Origin of the sequence: Bacillus cereus group sp. BfR-BA-01381, from assembly GCF_022663555.1 — a bacterium.
GTDB classification, from domain to species: Bacteria; Bacillota; Bacilli; order Bacillales; family Bacillaceae_G; genus Bacillus_A; species Bacillus_A pacificus.
On record NZ_JAKUFR010000004.1, the window covers coordinates 1 to 16,416 of the forward strand.

Below are 16,416 nucleotides of genomic sequence, written 5' to 3' on the forward strand. Positions count from 1 at the left end.
CTGATTTTTCTTCAAGAGTATTCACAGCTGTTTGCATTTTCTCCAGCTGTTCTTTTAAAGCTTGCTGTTCAATCTTTAAATCTGTAAGTAAACGTAAAATCATTTCAGAATTAGCCATAAAGATCCTCCTTCCCCCAATACACAGAATAAAATACAATATGTCATCAGCCGAATAGCGGTGACAAAAATAAGGTCGTCAACTCTCTTAAAATCTAAGCACCTTTATTTTTCAAAAGGACCTGCTCAAGATTATCCGTAAAAACATAAAGTGAATTAAATCCATTAATTAATGGTCTTTATGGAAGGAGGAGTTAATATGGGCTATGGCGGTAGTTGTGGTGGAGGCTGCGGTTTCGGCGGCGGATTCGCTTTACTTGTTGTACTGTTTATTTTATTAATCATCGTTGGCGCTAGCTGTTGGGGCGGCGGATTCGGCTGCTAAGGGGAGGCACTCTTGAGAGTGTCTTTTTTTTTACTTATAATAATTAATTTCCCCTCTAGCTGCACTCAATTTACATATATAATCCGTTAATGCCCTATGAACTGATTACTACGTCTCCCTTATATAAACTCCTCTTAAACAACGGGTTTTTAGAGTTATGAATATAATATATTACGTTTAACCTCTGTTGGTATTATTTTCCTAACCTGTAATAGGCAGCACCTTGTATTCAAACAAAAAGAAATAGTATGCTTAAACTGTAAGAGTACACTTATTGTAAAGAAACATTAATTACAGCGTCTCTTTTTTGATCTAATAGCTCAATCAATTCCACAAAGTATAGATTTAAATATTAGATACCATTAATGGAGGGAATTGAATTGAAAAAAACCTTTTCCAGTTTGAGTATTATTTTTATATTAATCATTTTAGGAGGGTGTAACATTAATGATGATAAGAAAGAAGAAGAACAAAAAATAGTAAAAAAGGCCGAAGAAGTAACTATTAAATATTTCAAAGAAAAAGAGAATTTAGAAGTAGTCATTACAGGACATAAATTTGCCCCAAGTGATTTTCAAACCGTCTTTATAAACGGGCATATAAAAGATGATGAGAGTAAAACCTTTTCTGCAGATGTAGAATACGGTGGAGAAAAATATCATGTAAGTTCCATGTCTCATTCTAAAAATTTAGAACTTAAAAACTAACACTGTAGGCATTCATAAGAGCATAGCCATCAACTTAAGAAAATGAATAAAATAATGAATTAGGGTACCCTTTCATGCAGTACTGTATGAAAGGGTGTTTTAATTTATGGCTACAAACAATGAAGCACCAATCGAGGAACTTATGTATTAAACAGGTATGATTCAACCAAAACAAAAATCTCAGGCACAGAATCTTCTATTACTCTTTGTATTTTTAGGACAAACAATCAGTTCTGAGTCTTTAGTTACTCTTTGCACAAAATTAAATGAAGCTACTGTTAGTTGTATTTCAACCGAGGCACTCAATAAACATTTGAACGAGAATGCCGCATGCTTTAATTTTGTCACTCAACAAAATCAGAAAACAATTACAATTAAACCGATTATATTTTTCTTCTGAAGAATTACACATTTTAAAATTGACATAACACATCATGCACCATATACTGTTAACAACAGCATACTGTCATTAACAGTATAAATCCTAATTCATTCTAGGAGGTATATCCATGAAACATACAGGAAGACATACAGGTGCATTTCTTTTGTTATTTCTAGCTGAGGGCGATAACTATGGTGGGCAATTACTGCAAAAGTGCGAGGAAGAACTTCCCGTCAATCCAATCGATAGCGCCATTTTATATCGCACACTAAAAAAATTAGAAAACGAAGGTGCAATTGAATCTTATGTAAGTACAGATCATCAAGACAAACCGAGAAAGATGTACAAAATTACGCCTGTTGGAAAGGAACAATTGGCAGATTTTCAAATGGATATTGAAGAAAAAATGAAGAACTTATCCTTTTTCTTAGATAAATATAAAGCCTTAAAGGAATCCGACCATGATTAACGGCGTGATTCTTTATACTTTAGCCATTATTCTTACGGGGATTTCTTTTATGAAGGACCGCAAGAAAACAAAAGATGCTCTAATAAAATCGTGGAAAATGTTTCGCAACCTTCTCCCTGCGATGCTCTCCATCATGCTTTTCGTTGGCTTATCGCTTTCTATATTAACGCCGCCCTTTATTTCTTCTATCATTGGAGAACAGTCCGGATTGTTAGGTATTATGTATTCAGCAATACTCGGCTCCGTTGCACTTATTCCAAGCTTTGTCGTGTTTCCTCTTGGAAATACATTAGTCCAACACGGCGCAGGCCTACCTCAAGTTGCGGCACTTATGTCTACACTCATGTCAGTAGGACTTACAACTTTACCGATGGAACAAAAGATATTTGGGCGAAGCTTTGCTTACGCACGTAATGCAGCTGCTTTGCTCATGTCTCTTCTATTCTCCTATATCATTTGGATGGTGATGGTATGAAAGAACTAAAAAGATATCGCTTCTTTTTCGTCTTACTACTCGGGCTCTTTATATTAACTTTTATAAATCAATCTTTAGGATGGCGTGCATTACAACTAACAGGGAATAGCATTTTAGATATGATGTTTCTCCTCCCCCCTGTCTTACTATTTGTAGGGCTACTTGATCAATGGGTGAAAAAAGAAACGCTCATGAAATATATGGGTGAAAAATCAGGTATATACGGAATCTTATTTTCTCTATTATTAGGAGGCATTGCAGCGGGTCCCCTCTACGTCGCCTTCCCAATTGCAGCACTACTATTAAAAAAAGGCGCAAGCATTCGGTACATCGTATTTTTCTTAGGCGTTTGGACAACTGCGAAATTGCCAATTCTCGTGTATGAATTTTCTTCATTTGGAGCTACTTTTACACTTATTCATATTGGTTTCGGTCTAGTATTCTTCTATGTAATGGGGATTATTTTTGAGAGGTTTTATGATCAGGGGCAGTTGCTTCGGTATGATGTTACGGAGGAAATGTAATCAAATTGACCAAAAAATAGGAATATGATATATTTTCCGTAGAATACTATATAAGTATGACATCAAATAAAATGGCATATAATAAAAAGAAGAGATGCGCTCACATCTCTTCCCTAACTGCTACCGCTTAGGGTGGTGGTTATTATAAGTTATTTCTTTTTGCGAAACCCACCCTTTTGCTTCCTACGGCGCGGAGTGGGTTTTTTGTTGTCCTTATCTAGAAATTGCTTCTGCAAAAAATACGCTGAAACTTCGCGCACAGTTGCTTTGACAAACTCTTTTACAAGATCAAACAAAAAGTCCATATTATCACCTCCTTTCCTTCCAAATAGAAAGAAGGGATAACCACCCACCCTCACAATATGCAGTTGACTTTATTTTACCAAATAATTGTAAAGATATTATGTAAACAAATGTAATTAGTAAAGCTTTATATCGCTAAAATATGATATACAAAAAGAAGTTCCCACTCTAAAGGAACTTCTTTTTGTACCATTACACACCAATCTTCTTCAAATCCGAACTTTCAATAACCGAATGCGAATATCCATCTTTCCCAACTCGCACCATCGCTCTTCCTAATTGTTCTGAAGTTATTACACTGCCAAACCTCTTCAATAGTGGATTAAAAGGTTTCATCACATCGTACATCAATTGATATGATTTCGTTTTTGATTTCACACCATTTGCCGGGATGATTAATCCTGGTCTAAACATATACGCAGCTTTGAAAGGTAAACGTAATAACTCATTGTCCGCTCTTCCCTTCACTCTCGCCCACATCGTACGTCCTGATTCTGTACTGTCTTTTCCGCTACCAGATACGTAAATGAACGTCATCTTTGGATTTAACTCCGCTAATGTTTTCACGGCGGATAACATTAAATCAATGAAATAAAACGTCGATAAATTTAAGTTACAAATATTCAGAATTAATATTAAAATAAAAAATGGGGATAGGGGTATGGGATTATAAAATTTATACATAACGAGGGAATAGAAATGAAACTACAATTAAAAGCGGATTTAGGGCTACTACTAGTTACATTCTTTTGGGGTGCATCCATCTTACTTACAAAGGTTGGACTTGAAGGCATAGAAGAATACAACTTAATCGCATTACGATTTATTATCGCCTTTCTTTTATCAGGTTTAATATTTTACAAACATTTATTCAAAATCGATTTTAAAACGGTAAAATATGCATTTATACTCGCTTCTGTTTTATTTATCGTTTACATTTTCGCGACTTTCGGCACAAAGTATACGAGTGTTTCTAATGCCGGTTTCTTACTATGTCTCACAGTCATTTTCATTCCGATATTATCAGCTATATTTTTAAAACACATTCCGGAAAAGAAAGTTATAGTAGGAATCATTTTAACGATAATAGGAATCGGCTTATTAACATTAACGAGCGAATTCAAAATCGGTAACGGCGATATATTTTGCATACTGTCTGCCCTATTTTATGCGATCCACGTCATCATTACTGGAAGTGTAACGAAACATGTGAACTCCATTGCACTTGGAGTAGTGCAACTTGGTTTCGTCGGCCTATTTAGTCTTATTTTTTCATTCATAATAGAAACGCCAAAGCTTCCTAGCACAATCAACTCATGGCTCATCATCTTAGCCTTAAGCATATTTTGCACAGCAGTCGCATTCATCGTGCAAGTTATCGCCCAGCAATACACGACGCCTACACATACCGGACTTATTTTTTCATTAGAACCTGTCTTTTCCGCAGGCTTTGCTTTCGTTTTCACAGGTGAAACACTTACAGGAAAAGGCTACTTAGGGGCGACACTTATATTAGTAAGTGTGTTGATTGCTGAGGTGGATTTTAAGAGTTTATTACGAGTTAATTATAAAAAGAATGTGGAATAGATCAACATACCCCGAGAAAATATTCGTTACTATTATTTTCATTCTCTTGTAAATAAGACTTTTTTAGATGCTATCTTCGAATAAGATAGCATCTAAAAAATGTGAAAAGGAATTATTATATTTATGTAGCCTGCATACTACTGCACATAGTCATACAAATTTTTCGCTAACAACAAACAAGTTACGGTAATGAAAAGGGCGCGAACATACCCGCTTCCTTTTTTTATAGCAAACCTGGAGCCAACAATCCCTCCAGCAATTTGAGCAATTCCCATTATGAAGCCATACGCATAGTTTACTTGCCCTACATACATAAACATGAACAATGCACCAACGTTACTTCCTAAATTAAGAAACTTCGCCGTACCTGCTGCTTTTAAAAAATCATACCCAATAAATAAAAGAGAAAACATTAAAAATGAACCTGTACCAGGACCTAGAAATCCATCATAAAAACCAATAGCAAAAATAAAAAAGGTAAAAATAATGACGTGTCGACCAGACAATTTTTTATGAGTAGAAATGCTTCCCCAATCCTTCTTAAATATCGTATAAATAGCGACCACACCAAGCATGATCAGCATTAATGGCTTCAATACTTCTGGATTCATTAAATGAACGGTCCATGCCCCTATTATGGAACCTATGAAAGTGATTGGAAATAATTTAAACGCCGATTTCAAATCAAGATTACCAGAACGATAAAACACAATATTACTAGTTGCACTTCCCATTGTCGATGCTAGTTTATTTGTGGCTACTGCACTTGCTGGATTCAATCCTGTAAATAATAAAGCTGGTAAGGCGATCAATCCACCACCACCTACAACTGAATCAATAAATGCAGCTACAAATCCAAAAACAATCAAAATCATTAATACAGATGGGTCTAAATAAAAATCCATACTAGTAGCCTCCCCTTTAGTCACTATTGTAATAGTAACTATCAATTTGCTAAATGTAAAGAGTTATTGTAACGTTGAAATATAAAGTGAAACTTTAATCAGTGGGGGGTTTTGTTCATCCCCACTGATTATCAGCCCTCACCAATCGGGCTTTTACGGGCAGCCCGATCCCCACCTAACTTCTTTGCTTCCGCTGAATTTTGAGGTGGGGGTCTTACTGCCCGTTAAAGCGGGATAAAAGAAAACATCGGAGGAAAAAAAGTGGACTACATAGTGCAACAGCTTAAAAAAATTGGTTTTAATGAATATGAAGCTAAATCTTATGTATCTCTTGTGAAACAAGGGCCTGTCACAGCCTATCAAGTGAGTAAGGATTCGGGTGTCCCAAGAGCGCGAATTTATGAGATTTTAGGTAACCTTGTAGAAAAAGGAATTGTCATGAAAGAAGAAATAAATGACACTACTCGCTATTCACCTCTACCCGTTGAAATCTTTTTACAGAAGGCTCAATCAGAATGGCAGTCTACTTATGAAGGAATTAGTGATTCATTAAAAAAACTAGAAACTTCCGAGGAAAAAACGGATAACCGAGTAATTACTTTAAAAGACAATCAAACAATCATTAGCTACTGTCAGACATTAATAAAAAAAGCAGAACAACGTATTGTCATTTCAATGTGGGATGAAATGTATGAAGCATTAAAAGAGGATCTAGCTGAGGTAGCTGATAAAGTCACAGTACAAGGTATTACCCTGCATGTTGAAAATCCTATTAAAAATCTAGAATCCCATCGTATCACAGCTTATACAGAAACCCTCTCTACAGAACATTGGTTTATTTTATCAATAGATTCTAAAGAAATGATTTACGGCCCATCACTTGAAGAGCGTAATATTGCTTTTTATACAGATGACCCCGTTCATATATACTTATTAGAGGATTATGTATGGCATGATGTTTTAGTAAATCGCCTTGTCCGACGTAGCCAAGATGACTTGGAGCAATGGATTACTGCAGAGAGAAGAGCTTTCTTTATGGAGAAATAAGAAACATATTCAAAGAATAAAGCATAAGTGAATACATTGGAAAACTTATGCTTTATTTTATATGCAAAGTAATACTCAAATCTTTTCACTATTTCCCCTCCACAAACCGACCAAACTCCTTCAAAAACCGCAGCTTAAAACTCCCCACTGGCCCATTCCGATGCTTCGCCACATGAATTTCCGTCATCTCTTTCTGCGTCGTTTCCTTATCATAATAATCCTCGCGATACATAAGCATAATGACATCCGCATCTTGCTCAATTTGTCCTGTCTCTCTTAAATCAGATAAAAGAGGACGCTTATCTTGCCGTGACTCTACAGAACGAGATAATTGCGACAACGCAACTACACAAACATTTAATTCACGTGCTAATAACTTAAGCTTACGAGAAATTTCACTAATCTCTTGAAATCGATTGCCCTTATGCTTCGGATCGCCCGTAATAAGCTGCAAGTAATCTACAATAATTAAAATCTTTTTATCCCCATGCTTCCTCTTTAACTTACGCGTTTGCATCCAAATATCTTGCACCGTAACACCTGCATTGTCATAAATCTCAAGAGGTAACTCACCAATCTCCGCAAACGCCTTACTCACCCGTTCCCAGTCTTCCATCGCAAAACGGTGCTTCGGATTTTTCAGCCTACCTCCTGACACTTCCCCTACGCAAGACGCCAGCCGTTTTAACAATTGCTTACTACTCATCTCTAACGAAAACAATCCAACCGTCGCTCCAGACTTTGCCGCATGCAGTCCAACATTTAGCGCAAACGCAGTCTTCCCCATAGAAGGACGCGCACCAAGAACGACAAAATCACCTTCCTGCAATCCACACGTCATTTTATTTAGCGATGTATAACCAGTCTCAATCCCCGTAATCTCTTTCGCATCTTGATGCAGCTCCTCATACAAATCAACTAACGCATCCTTCAAATCAAACTCACATACACAGTCCTTCTCCTCTAACTCACAAAGTGCCGTAATCGTCTCACCAATAATTTTCTCACTCTTCTCCTCAATAAGGCGCTCGCCCATCTTGCGCCCGAGAACACCTGCCTGATACATTTTCCAGGCACCTCGAACAAGCCCCTCATAGTATGAGAAGTTGCTAGTAGTAGGCACACCATCCATTAACCCTATAAAATACTCCATTCCCCCGATCCCCTTCAAAAAATTCGGATCCACTCTAGAAGTGAACGTCACAAGATCAATTGGTTGCCCCTCTCCTTCCATCTTCCGCATCAACTGAAATATAGACTTATGCACTGGCATAGAAAAATACCGCTCCGTCAAACGGCACTCCTTAATAAGCTCTCCATCAAGTAGTAGAGAACCTAACACCGTCTTTTCCGCCTCCACATTTTGAATACTCATGGACGCCACCCGCGCTCCGCTAAAAAGCGCTGCAACTCTTCCTCAGACGGCGCATTCTTCTCCCACTCCTCACACCTCGCCAAAAACTCCTCCGTCTCCCCCGTACTAACAGACGACTCCTTCTTCCTAAAGCTCGCCGTATCCGCCTCAACCTCACACACTTTCGTAAACCCTTTCCCGTGCCAACCTCTCAAAATCCCCTTCACATAAGCAATCGTCCGCTTATTATTCTCAAACGCAATTTGAAGAGCCTTCAGCACAAGCTCCTCTGACAAATCTTCCATCCACGCACTCAATTCCTCCACCGCAAACGGAGACAAACTACCAAAATGTTGCTCATAAAAAGAAAACACGCGACTTCCCGTTTCTTCCTCTACAACCTCTTCCTCAGACGGCTCCTCACAAACTGGCTCAACATCATCCACATCCACAGCCAAATCACTCGGCATACCGAAATGCGCTAAAAGCATCGGAACATTTAACTCCTCCTCTACGCACTTCTGAAGAAACATATGTACAAACTCCTTATTCTTCACACCCTTCAGCTCACGAAGCACACACTTCTCCACATTCGTATTCGTCACAGGATTATAACGAAGCCAATTCAAAACGAATAACTCCCGAGTATCCGCATCATAAAGAATCTTCCCATAATCAATGAAGCGCTGCACAAGCTTATCAACAGTCTCCCGATTATAACCCGTCTCCATCTCAGCTAACCGCTTCGGAAAAGGAAAAATCCCACACTGTGTCGTCTTCGAACAAGTCAACAAATACACATAAAAATACCGCTCCTCCGGCGTCAAATCCAAAACAAAATCATCCTGCCAAAAATTCACCTGCACATTACGATATACCGCCATCCCAATTCCTCCCGTCCTAATTCAAAATGAAAATTTCCTCTTTGTACTATATATAGGAATGAGGGCCGGTTTTTTGGCGTGTTATTTCAAAATTTTTTTCGACTCCTACTACGGTGTTTGTTGGTGTTTTTGTTTTGTTATGTTTTTTCTTAGTGATTTATTACTTGGTAGGGGCTTGTAAGGGGCTTAGGAGGGGCTAGTTATCGGTTACTTCGATTAGGAAGACTCGATCTGAGAAGCCACCTCGCTCTTCTGCTTTCTTTTTACGGATGTTGTTGATTTCTTCTAGTGTTGTGCCTTCGTGTTCGGCTAGGGCGTTTATTAGTTCTAGTAGGTCGGATAGTTCTTCGAGTTTATGTTCTTTTGTGTCTGCTTCTAGATATTCGGTTAGTTCTTCTTGTGTTTTCTTGCAGAGTTCTTTTATGTATTCGTCTTCAGGTAGGATTCTTGTTGTTGGTGTTTTCCCGTTGGATTTTATTATTTGTGGAATTTTGTTTCGGATTAGTTTGTTGTAGGTTGGCATGGGATTTCCCTCCGTTTTGTTTTTCTTCTATTATAATGGAAAAGCAGTTTAACTAGGTGTTAAACTGCTTCATTGCTTCTTTTATATATTTTTCTTCTCCGGTTGTGAAGAGGGTTGGAAATTCGGATAGTGGGAGGTTTGATTTTTGGATTATATCTTCTATATCACTTTGAGGTGTATCAAGATAGTTCGTCACCTCTTCTATTACATTGAAAAATTCCTTCAAGGTAACTTGAACTTCAGGATGACTCGGATCCTTCTCTTCTACCTTACACTTTTTCAGCTTCCCTATCACATCCATAAATCGCTGATCAAACTCTTCTTTTAGTTCCTTATTATTATAAAACATTTGAACACTATCCGTCGAAAAATGTTCCTCTAACCATTCCTTATTTTCTTTCTCCCATATAAAAGTTTGCAAAAACGAAGAAAACAAAGCGACATCCACTCGTTCTTCCTTTTGAAACTTCTTCGTCATCTCATCCATATGCGAAAGCACCTTCGCAATCCTTTCTTGCTCTGCTAAAAGTATCTCTCTTTGAAAATGCATCTGTCTTAAAAAATCTTTAGTCTCTATATCACGCTGCAATATAATATTTTGAATTTCCCCAAGCGAAAACCCAAGATGCTTAAACGATTGAATTTGCTGTAGCACATACAAATCATCTTTCGTATATAACCGATGCCCACCCTCAGTATAATCGCTCGGCTTTAATAAATTAATCTTGTCATAATAACGAAGCGTCCGCACCGTAACATCCCCAACACTTGCAAACTCACTAATCATCCACGCCATATCATCACCTACTCCGATAACTTCTCTTTCACATACTGAAGCAAATGAGAAAAACTCATCTCATTCTGCCTACAATATTGAAACAAACCTACAACAAGCAATAAAAAAGGAACATTCCCTCTATAACGATTTTCATACTCACTAATACCATCATAAAAGTGCTCATACTTTCTTTTTCGTAAAACAATATAAATCGCAATAAACAACACAGCAATCATAACCAAAAGTCGCTTTCCCCTTATCTCCACTTCTTGTTTCATCACCTATTCTCCTTCCACAGCATATTTATCTTCTTTAAACAACGGAATTCGAATGAAATAACGATATGGCTCATCTCGTATTATTTTCCACGCAACAATAATCACTTGAACGACCTCAAAAGCAAATACAATCCAAAGTAAAACATCACTAATACGCGAACTAATATTAAATAGAAGAAAGATTAACAAATGAAAGTTGAACGCCTTTCGGCAATGGTATTTGTATACTTCATTTTTCCGTGCCAGCGTGATGTACATGAGTAGTGGCGAAAATATTCCTATTGCGGCTGAAAGTAATAGCATGATGATGGTGTTTCTTTTTTCTTTTGTGGTGGTTTTCATGAGTGGTTTGGTCCCCCTTTTTGATTTGTCTTCTTTAGGTTAGGGGGTGACGTTGGTGGAGATGCAAGGGTATTGTATAGAAAAAATATAGTAACATTACAATAGACAATATAGGTTCTTTACCTTGACAAGATGACATTCGTTGGCTCGAGATTAGTCGTAATCATACAAGCCTCCTTTGATATTCCGGGGGGCTTTACATAGCAAATAAATACTTATTGTTAAAACTAAAGTTTTTTACTTACTGGTCAAGATTTTGTCAATAACTGTTTCTTTTGGTCAACGATTAGATTTTTCTATAAAAATAAATTAGTAAGTTTAAATTCCTTACCTCTTGTATACTCTATAGAAAATTATATTTTAATAATAAGAAAACAACGCCACCGAAAAGCTCGGTTTCTTATATATAATTTTCTATATTTTTAATTCCGATTATAAAAAACAACGCGAATATAATTAAAGTCGCAAATGTAGTTAGAAAATCAAAGAATATTCCGCCGTATAAAGATAATAATCCAGACCTCTCATTCATGGGGTATTATCTTTATACACTTAAATTAAGTAAATCTCCATAATGAATAAAATGATGGGATTTCACAATCTCTTTTAATCCTCTTTATTTATGTTATGGTTCTTCTTGACTAGTCTAAGTGTGATTTCTAAAGTTGAAATATTTCCCTTTAAAGATGATATAATTTATTTAAATCAATCTATAAAATGGAGGATTTTTATGTCACAAATAACAGAAGTTACACTAACTGTAAATGAAGGTGTATTTAGAGGTTTAGCCAAACAAAATTTGCTATTTCATCAATGTATTATAGAGCTCACCGATAATGCCATTGCAGCTACACCTCCTGAACAAATGTTTCATATTGATATTCAACTAATTCAATCCGAAGAAGATCCAAATATTATCGACTTGTATATTGGGGATAAAGGAAAAGGTATGGATGTCACTATTTTGTCTAACGCTTTACAATTAGGACAATCTGCAACTACTGATAATCGACTAAATGAACATGGTTTTGGTTTAAAAAATTCATTAGCTACTCTTACAGCTGGGCATAGAGAGTTTACCATATGGACTAAGCATTCAGAAAGTGCAGTTATTTATGTTAAAGGACCTTTCAAACATCAAATGCAAATTATTTCGACTAATGATTCAATGCCCGTAATTCCTTTCTTAGGAAGCGATTATAACACTATAATTCATGCAAAAGTTAGTAGAGAGTTTTTAAAGACTTTGCAAGGAAGAGGAGCTAGGACTGATAATCTAACTCCATTAAGATTATGGCTTATAGAACATCTAGGAGTTACTTATAGAGGATATTTGGATGTTAATCAAGAAACTGGATTACCATTTGGTAATATTTTCGTTTCAATAGGTGCAGATAAAAAAAGAGTTCCTGCCATTAAATTACCTTTAGCAAACTCTTATACAGAACGTTTCAATATTGAATTAAATGGAGTAGAACATGAGTTAGTATACAGATATGGTACATTAGACAAACATACTACACGCACTATGCTATTTAATGACAAGCTTAAATATTATTATCAAAGTAATCAAGCAACTCAAGGAATTGATATTAGACTAGGAAGAAGAACTATTGCAACAAGACAATTCGAGAATATTTGGCGTAAACAATCCAACAACTTCGAGTTATTGGATGAACCAATAACTCGACATAATAGTTATAATGAATTTATAGGAGAATTGATTATACCTGATTTACCTAGAGGCATTTTAACAACGGTTAACAATAAGACGGACTTTAATCTTGACGATCCAGATTGGGTGAAAATTTTTAATAAATTAAATGAATTCAGACCTATAAAAAATGTTAGAGAAACAACCGAAAAAGAATTAGTAGCAAAATTAAGTGATAGGCTAAAATCTTTATCTCCAGAAGATGTAGTTAGTACGGAAACTAGTGTATGGTATAACGGGACACAAATTGATTTATTCCATAAAAAACAATCTGGGGAAATTACTATATACGAAGCTAAAATCGGTAGAGGTGCACCAATTGATGTATATCAATTAAAAATGTATTGGGATGGGCTATTAAATGAAGGAGTCCAACCTGATATAGGTATATTGTTAGTCGAAAGTTTCGATTCTAACTTAGAAAGAATGATTAATGACATTAATAATCAACTCTCACCAATGGCACCACGAAATACTACTGATGTTAAACCTTATAACTTGCAATTAAAAACTCATCATGATTTAGGTTTAGACAGATAATTCTAATTAAATTTATCATATGATAGCTTAAAACCTAATTTTCAGTTTAAAAAGCAGGAAAGTTATTATAATAACTTTTCTGCTTTTATTTTATAAATATTTTTTAACATATTTTAATCTGTAAACCTAACTTACTTACAATTCACCGTAACAATTTTAAGTACGATTTTTACCTTATCCTTATAAAAAACGAATCCAAAGTCAGATTTTATTGTATATTTTTGAGATACTTTACGGCTACTTGTCTATTAAAGGAAAGTGGAAGATAATAGAGGTTAATCAGAGAGATAATATTTGTTGAGAAAAATTTTAAAATTGGATACCAAAAATACTACCAGACCCTAAATAAATATAATAGGTTTTGTAAAGTGTTACTCCACCAAAAAGAGGCCAAAGAAATAGCTCCCTTGACCCTTAATGATTCTTATTATTTATTCTAATTCTTAATGAAAGCTTTAACCGGAAATACAATTAAATCCCCATTAATTTACACTCATTACTCTAGCCTTATCTAAGGTTAATTTTTAATAGCTACCTATAACAATAAAATAGTCTTATAACCATTATGATGATTTAAAATCGGCGCTCCGACTCAATAATCCGCTTCATTTCCTCAATCTCATCATCAACAAACTCAGGAACAAGGTAACCTCCATCAATAGCTTCCCTCATCCGCGCTTCTTTTTCAGCCAACTTTTCATAAATCTTTTGGTCAATAAAATTATAGATATCTCCATCGCTCACCGTCATCAAATAGTAATATCGTGTACTTTGATTTTTAGGCAATCCAAGTCGATGAATACGATCACGTGATTGTAGCATAAAGGTCAAGTTGTAGTTATATTCAAAGTAGATTGCATCATGGACGATATGGTGTAGAGATACCGATTCTCCAAGCGTGTTCGGATTAGATACTAGCACTTGTATTTCATCTGTGTTCTCTTTAAATGTGCGGATGATATCATCGCGTTCATCACGAGGCGTGCCGCCATAAATCACTTTTGTATTGATACCTCTTTCATTTAATACACGAGTAATTTTCTTCAATGTATTTACGAATAGCCCCCATACTACGACCTTTCCATGCTCTTTCACTATATCCAGCACAAGTTCAATACCTACTTTGAATTTAGGAGAAGGCACATTCGCTAAATCCCATTCGCTTACCTCACCAATGACTGCTTGATGAATGCTTTTTTCTAGCTCTTTCCTCACCTTCGAGCTGACCTGATCATAAGAGTCATTATCTATACTGTCATCCTCATTAAAACCTAAATCACTGTAATTTATGGCTTGATTGACGATTTCAGGATTGGTTGATAATTGAATCATTCTTATCCAGGTCGCTAGTGGATTTTGCGTTTTTGTGTATAGTATTTCCGCTAGACGAAGCTGTTCTTGAGATGGAGGTACTTTTATAATATTGTCTTTATCGGCTGGTGGAACACCCAAATCTTCCTTGCTAGTTCTCCAAAAATACGGAGCCAATTTTTCATTAATCTCATCGATTTCCCAACTATCGGGATTTTTCAGCATATTTTGCTCAAATCCAAAATATGCACTATATTCTTTTTTAAATAAGATATTCAAGAAGTTATATATATCTAAATATCCATTAGGAATAGGTGTTCCTGTTAGGACATAACGATAATCAACCTTGTCTGCTATTTCCAATGCAACAAGTGCTCGTTTGGCCTGCACCCCTTTTACACGATGAACCTCGTCATAAACGAGCATCGTATCTGAATCATTGGCCAGACATTTTATGATTGATTCTTTAAACTTTGGTAGTGATTCATAATTAATCAAAATCAAATTTGCAGAAGGCCACTGAGCTTCTAGAGCATATCTGTTCCCACCAATAGATGGATCATGGACACTAAGCGCCATTAAATCTTTTTTGTCTTGGAAAACCGCTTGAAACTCATCCTTCCAAGACATAAAGGCATTAATTGGACTAACAACTAATAAGCGCTTAATCGGTTCTCCTTTTTGTTTGCTATTTAGATAGGCGAAAACGCCTAATAACATAGCCGTTTTCCCTGCTCCTGGAACTGAAAAATTTGCTGCTCTTTTTTGTGTGAGCATATACATAGCTGAACGAAGCTGTAGTGCTTTTAGAGGTCTGGCAACTTCTGCTTCCACGACTTCCTTAAACTCCTCAAACTCTTCATCCCACCTGCTATCTTGATTTTTCAAGGTCAAGCCTGATTTTCGATATTCTTCTATGGAATACTTCTGACCATTAATATAGCTATCTAAACGTGAAGAAACGATAAAGTTGAACTGATGTTTATCTGCTTGCTTATTGGCAAGTTCAATTATCCTTTCAATATCTCGATAGGTTAAATCCCCCCTGAAAAAGGGATAACCCTTGTCTTCATCTACATAAAAGCTGAATTTATTCTTAAAGGTTTTTTTTGTACTTACTTCATCTTCACTTTTATCGACGAAAAAGAAATGCACATCGTCCATATCAAAAATAATAGAGTTATTATCAGGGTTCGGTATCTTTTGAATCCTTCCTATATCGAACTCTTGTAAAAGAGGATAGATAATTTCAGTGGCATCAATTACTTGAACACCCGGATAATTATCATTCCATAAAAGAGAAAACTCTTCTGCTTTTTGATTTATACGAGAGCGAACATTGATACTTACGTCCCAAGAAAAATCCACATCAAAGGAATCGAAATTATTCTCTATGGCATTTGCTGTTTCATTGAGTGAACCATTAAAATAAATGATATCCCCCTGCTTATCTTCAAATAATCCCCATTTTGTGTGGAACAAACCATTTTTCACTAGACCAAACTTCACATCTGCTTTTCCCTGTGATATCAAGTAGGCTAAATTTCCTAGACGTTGCTTATCAATCTGGGTTAACGTTTCCCCTTTTGAGCGTTCATGATATCCTACCTTAATTTCTTCAAAATCCTTTTCTGAAATATGTTGAGAAATGATGAATTGAACATAGCCATCATTTTCAGCAATCCTATCTAATCCTTCAGCATATATAGAAAGTGCTTTACAAGAAAAATAGCCACTCACTCGTTTATAGCTAATAGCTTCACCCAATATTGGATTATAAAATTCATCTGAAACACTATGAATCATCGAGTTATAACTAGATTTAAGATGACTTTGCAGATTCTTTAGCAA

18 protein-coding genes are annotated in these 16,416 nt (G+C 36.0%); 8 read left to right on the forward strand and 10 right to left on the reverse strand.

Going from position 1 to position 16,416, the window contains the following annotated elements; genetic code table 11:
• Positions 1 to 316: 316 nt before the first annotated feature.
• The 5 genes from MR079_RS02210 (at position 317) to MR079_RS02230 (ending at position 2,999) form a co-directional block, all read left to right on the forward strand.
• Positions 317 to 442 (forward strand): YjcZ family sporulation protein, encoded by a 126-nt coding sequence (locus MR079_RS02210; protein WP_000540377.1) that lies wholly within the window; start codon positions 317 to 319, stop codon positions 440 to 442.
• A 443-nt stretch (positions 443 to 885) separates the two neighbouring features.
• On the forward strand, positions 886 to 1,149 hold the full coding sequence (locus MR079_RS02215) for a hypothetical protein (protein WP_088608498.1): 264 nt from the start codon (positions 886 to 888) through the stop codon (positions 1,147 to 1,149).
• Positions 1,150 to 1,658: 509 nt separating this feature from the next.
• Positions 1,659 to 2,000 carry a PadR family transcriptional regulator gene (locus tag MR079_RS02220; RefSeq protein WP_242293405.1) on the forward strand — a complete coding sequence of 114 codons (342 nt, stop codon included), beginning with the start codon at positions 1,659 to 1,661 and terminating at the stop codon, positions 1,998 to 2,000.
• Positions 1,993 to 2,475 carry a hypothetical protein gene (locus MR079_RS02225; protein WP_242293406.1) on the forward strand — a complete coding sequence of 161 codons (483 nt, stop codon included), beginning with the start codon at positions 1,993 to 1,995 and terminating at the stop codon, positions 2,473 to 2,475. The genes MR079_RS02220 and MR079_RS02225 overlap by 8 nt, the downstream gene beginning before the upstream one ends.
• Positions 2,472 to 2,999, forward strand: a complete 528-nt coding sequence (locus tag MR079_RS02230) for a permease (protein ID WP_242293407.1) — start codon at positions 2,472 to 2,474, stop codon at positions 2,997 to 2,999. Before MR079_RS02225 ends, MR079_RS02230 begins: the two co-directional genes overlap by 4 nt.
• A 149-nt stretch (positions 3,000 to 3,148) precedes the next feature.
• Here the strand turns inward: MR079_RS02230 and MR079_RS02235 are convergent, their stop codons facing one another.
• Together MR079_RS02235 and MR079_RS02240 are read right to left on the reverse strand one after the other, a co-directional pair.
• Complete coding sequence (locus MR079_RS02235) at positions 3,149 to 3,304, reverse strand: hypothetical protein (RefSeq protein WP_242293408.1); 156 nt, start codon at positions 3,302 to 3,304, stop codon at positions 3,149 to 3,151.
• Positions 3,305 to 3,494: 190 nt separating this feature from the next.
• A complete protein-coding gene (locus MR079_RS02240) occupies positions 3,495 to 3,869 on the reverse strand; it encodes a Rossmann-fold NAD(P)-binding domain-containing protein (protein WP_240795811.1) in 375 nt (124 codons plus the stop codon).
• 132 nt (positions 3,870 to 4,001) lie between these two features.
• Between MR079_RS02240 and MR079_RS02245 the strand changes: the two genes are divergently transcribed.
• Positions 4,002 to 4,889 carry a DMT family transporter gene (locus tag MR079_RS02245; RefSeq protein ID WP_242293409.1) on the forward strand — a complete coding sequence of 296 codons (888 nt, stop codon included), beginning with the start codon at positions 4,002 to 4,004 and terminating at the stop codon, positions 4,887 to 4,889.
• A gap of 137 nt (positions 4,890 to 5,026) precedes the next feature.
• On the opposite strand, the gene MR079_RS02250 is transcribed toward MR079_RS02245, so the two are convergent.
• Positions 5,027 to 5,794 (reverse strand): TSUP family transporter, encoded by a 768-nt coding sequence (locus MR079_RS02250; RefSeq protein WP_242293410.1) that lies wholly within the window; start codon positions 5,792 to 5,794, stop codon positions 5,027 to 5,029.
• 261 nt (positions 5,795 to 6,055) lie between these two features.
• On the opposite strand from MR079_RS02250, the gene MR079_RS02255 reads away from it, so the two are divergent.
• A complete protein-coding gene (locus MR079_RS02255) occupies positions 6,056 to 6,841 on the forward strand; it encodes a TrmB family transcriptional regulator (RefSeq protein ID WP_242293411.1) in 786 nt (261 codons plus the stop codon).
• Between the two features lie 88 nt (positions 6,842 to 6,929).
• On the opposite strand, the gene dnaB is transcribed toward MR079_RS02255, so the two are convergent.
• The 6 genes from dnaB to MR079_RS02285 form a co-directional block, all read right to left on the reverse strand.
• Entirely contained in the window at positions 6,930 to 8,216 is a 1,287-nt protein-coding gene (dnaB, locus tag MR079_RS02260; protein ID WP_242293412.1) for a replicative DNA helicase, read from the reverse strand.
• Positions 8,213 to 9,079: a DnaD domain-containing protein gene (locus MR079_RS02265; RefSeq protein WP_242293413.1), complete on the reverse strand. Its 867-nt coding sequence runs from the start codon at positions 9,077 to 9,079 to the stop codon at positions 8,213 to 8,215. Before MR079_RS02265 ends, dnaB begins: the two co-directional genes overlap by 4 nt.
• 196 nt (positions 9,080 to 9,275) lie before the next feature.
• Positions 9,276 to 9,602, reverse strand: a complete 327-nt coding sequence (locus MR079_RS02270) for a nucleoside triphosphate pyrophosphohydrolase (protein ID WP_242293414.1) — start codon at positions 9,600 to 9,602, stop codon at positions 9,276 to 9,278.
• Between the two features lie 52 nt (positions 9,603 to 9,654).
• Positions 9,655 to 10,398 carry a MerR family transcriptional regulator gene (locus MR079_RS02275; protein WP_242293415.1) on the reverse strand — a complete coding sequence of 248 codons (744 nt, stop codon included), beginning with the start codon at positions 10,396 to 10,398 and terminating at the stop codon, positions 9,655 to 9,657.
• Between the two features lie 8 nt (positions 10,399 to 10,406).
• On the reverse strand, positions 10,407 to 10,658 hold the full coding sequence (locus tag MR079_RS02280) for a hypothetical protein (protein ID WP_242293416.1): 252 nt from the start codon (positions 10,656 to 10,658) through the stop codon (positions 10,407 to 10,409).
• A 3-nt stretch (positions 10,659 to 10,661) separates the two neighbouring features.
• Positions 10,662 to 11,000: a magnetosome magnetite crystal formation protein family gene (locus MR079_RS02285; protein WP_242293417.1), complete on the reverse strand. Its 339-nt coding sequence runs from the start codon at positions 10,998 to 11,000 to the stop codon at positions 10,662 to 10,664.
• Between the two features lie 730 nt (positions 11,001 to 11,730).
• Here MR079_RS02285 and MR079_RS02290 point away from each other — a divergent pair.
• Positions 11,731 to 13,254: an ATP-binding protein gene (locus MR079_RS02290; RefSeq protein ID WP_242293418.1), complete on the forward strand. Its 1,524-nt coding sequence runs from the start codon at positions 11,731 to 11,733 to the stop codon at positions 13,252 to 13,254.
• A 573-nt stretch (positions 13,255 to 13,827) separates the two neighbouring features.
• On the opposite strand, the gene MR079_RS02295 is transcribed toward MR079_RS02290, so the two are convergent.
• The gene (locus tag MR079_RS02295) at positions 13,828 to 16,416 is read right to left on the reverse strand and encodes an SNF2-related protein (protein WP_242293419.1); all 2,589 of its coding nucleotides are present in this window, start codon (positions 16,414 to 16,416) and stop codon (positions 13,828 to 13,830) included.

Excerpts from the sequence above, each read along its gene's own strand:
- MR079_RS02210 (WP_000540377.1), top strand. The coding sequence starts at position 317 with ATGGGCTATGGCGGTAGTTGTGGTGGAGGCTGCGGTTTCGGCGGCGGA.
- MR079_RS02235 (WP_242293408.1), bottom strand. The coding sequence starts at position 3,304 with ATGGACTTTTTGTTTGATCTTGTAAAAGAGTTTGTCAAAGCAACTGTG.
- MR079_RS02280 (WP_242293416.1), bottom strand. The coding sequence starts at position 10,658 with ATGAAACAAGAAGTGGAGATAAGGGGAAAGCGACTTTTGGTTATGATT.
- MR079_RS02275 (WP_242293415.1), bottom strand. The coding sequence starts at position 10,398 with ATGGCGTGGATGATTAGTGAGTTTGCAAGTGTTGGGGATGTTACGGTG.
- MR079_RS02220 (WP_242293405.1), top strand. The coding sequence starts at position 1,659 with ATGAAACATACAGGAAGACATACAGGTGCATTTCTTTTGTTATTTCTA.
- MR079_RS02270 (WP_242293414.1), bottom strand. The coding sequence starts at position 9,602 with ATGCCAACCTACAACAAACTAATCCGAAACAAAATTCCACAAATAATA.
- MR079_RS02290 (WP_242293418.1), top strand. The coding sequence starts at position 11,731 with ATGTCACAAATAACAGAAGTTACACTAACTGTAAATGAAGGTGTATTT.
- MR079_RS02250 (WP_242293410.1), bottom strand. The coding sequence starts at position 5,794 with ATGGATTTTTATTTAGACCCATCTGTATTAATGATTTTGATTGTTTTT.
- dnaB (WP_242293412.1), bottom strand. The coding sequence starts at position 8,216 with ATGAGTATTCAAAATGTGGAGGCGGAAAAGACGGTGTTAGGTTCTCTA.
- MR079_RS02285 (WP_242293417.1), bottom strand. The coding sequence starts at position 11,000 with ATGAAAACCACCACAAAAGAAAAAAGAAACACCATCATCATGCTATTA.
- MR079_RS02230 (WP_242293407.1), top strand. The coding sequence starts at position 2,472 with ATGAAAGAACTAAAAAGATATCGCTTCTTTTTCGTCTTACTACTCGGG.
- MR079_RS02225 (WP_242293406.1), top strand. The coding sequence starts at position 1,993 with ATGATTAACGGCGTGATTCTTTATACTTTAGCCATTATTCTTACGGGG.
- MR079_RS02265 (WP_242293413.1), bottom strand. The coding sequence starts at position 9,079 with ATGGCGGTATATCGTAATGTGCAGGTGAATTTTTGGCAGGATGATTTT.
- MR079_RS02245 (WP_242293409.1), top strand. The coding sequence starts at position 4,002 with ATGAAACTACAATTAAAAGCGGATTTAGGGCTACTACTAGTTACATTC.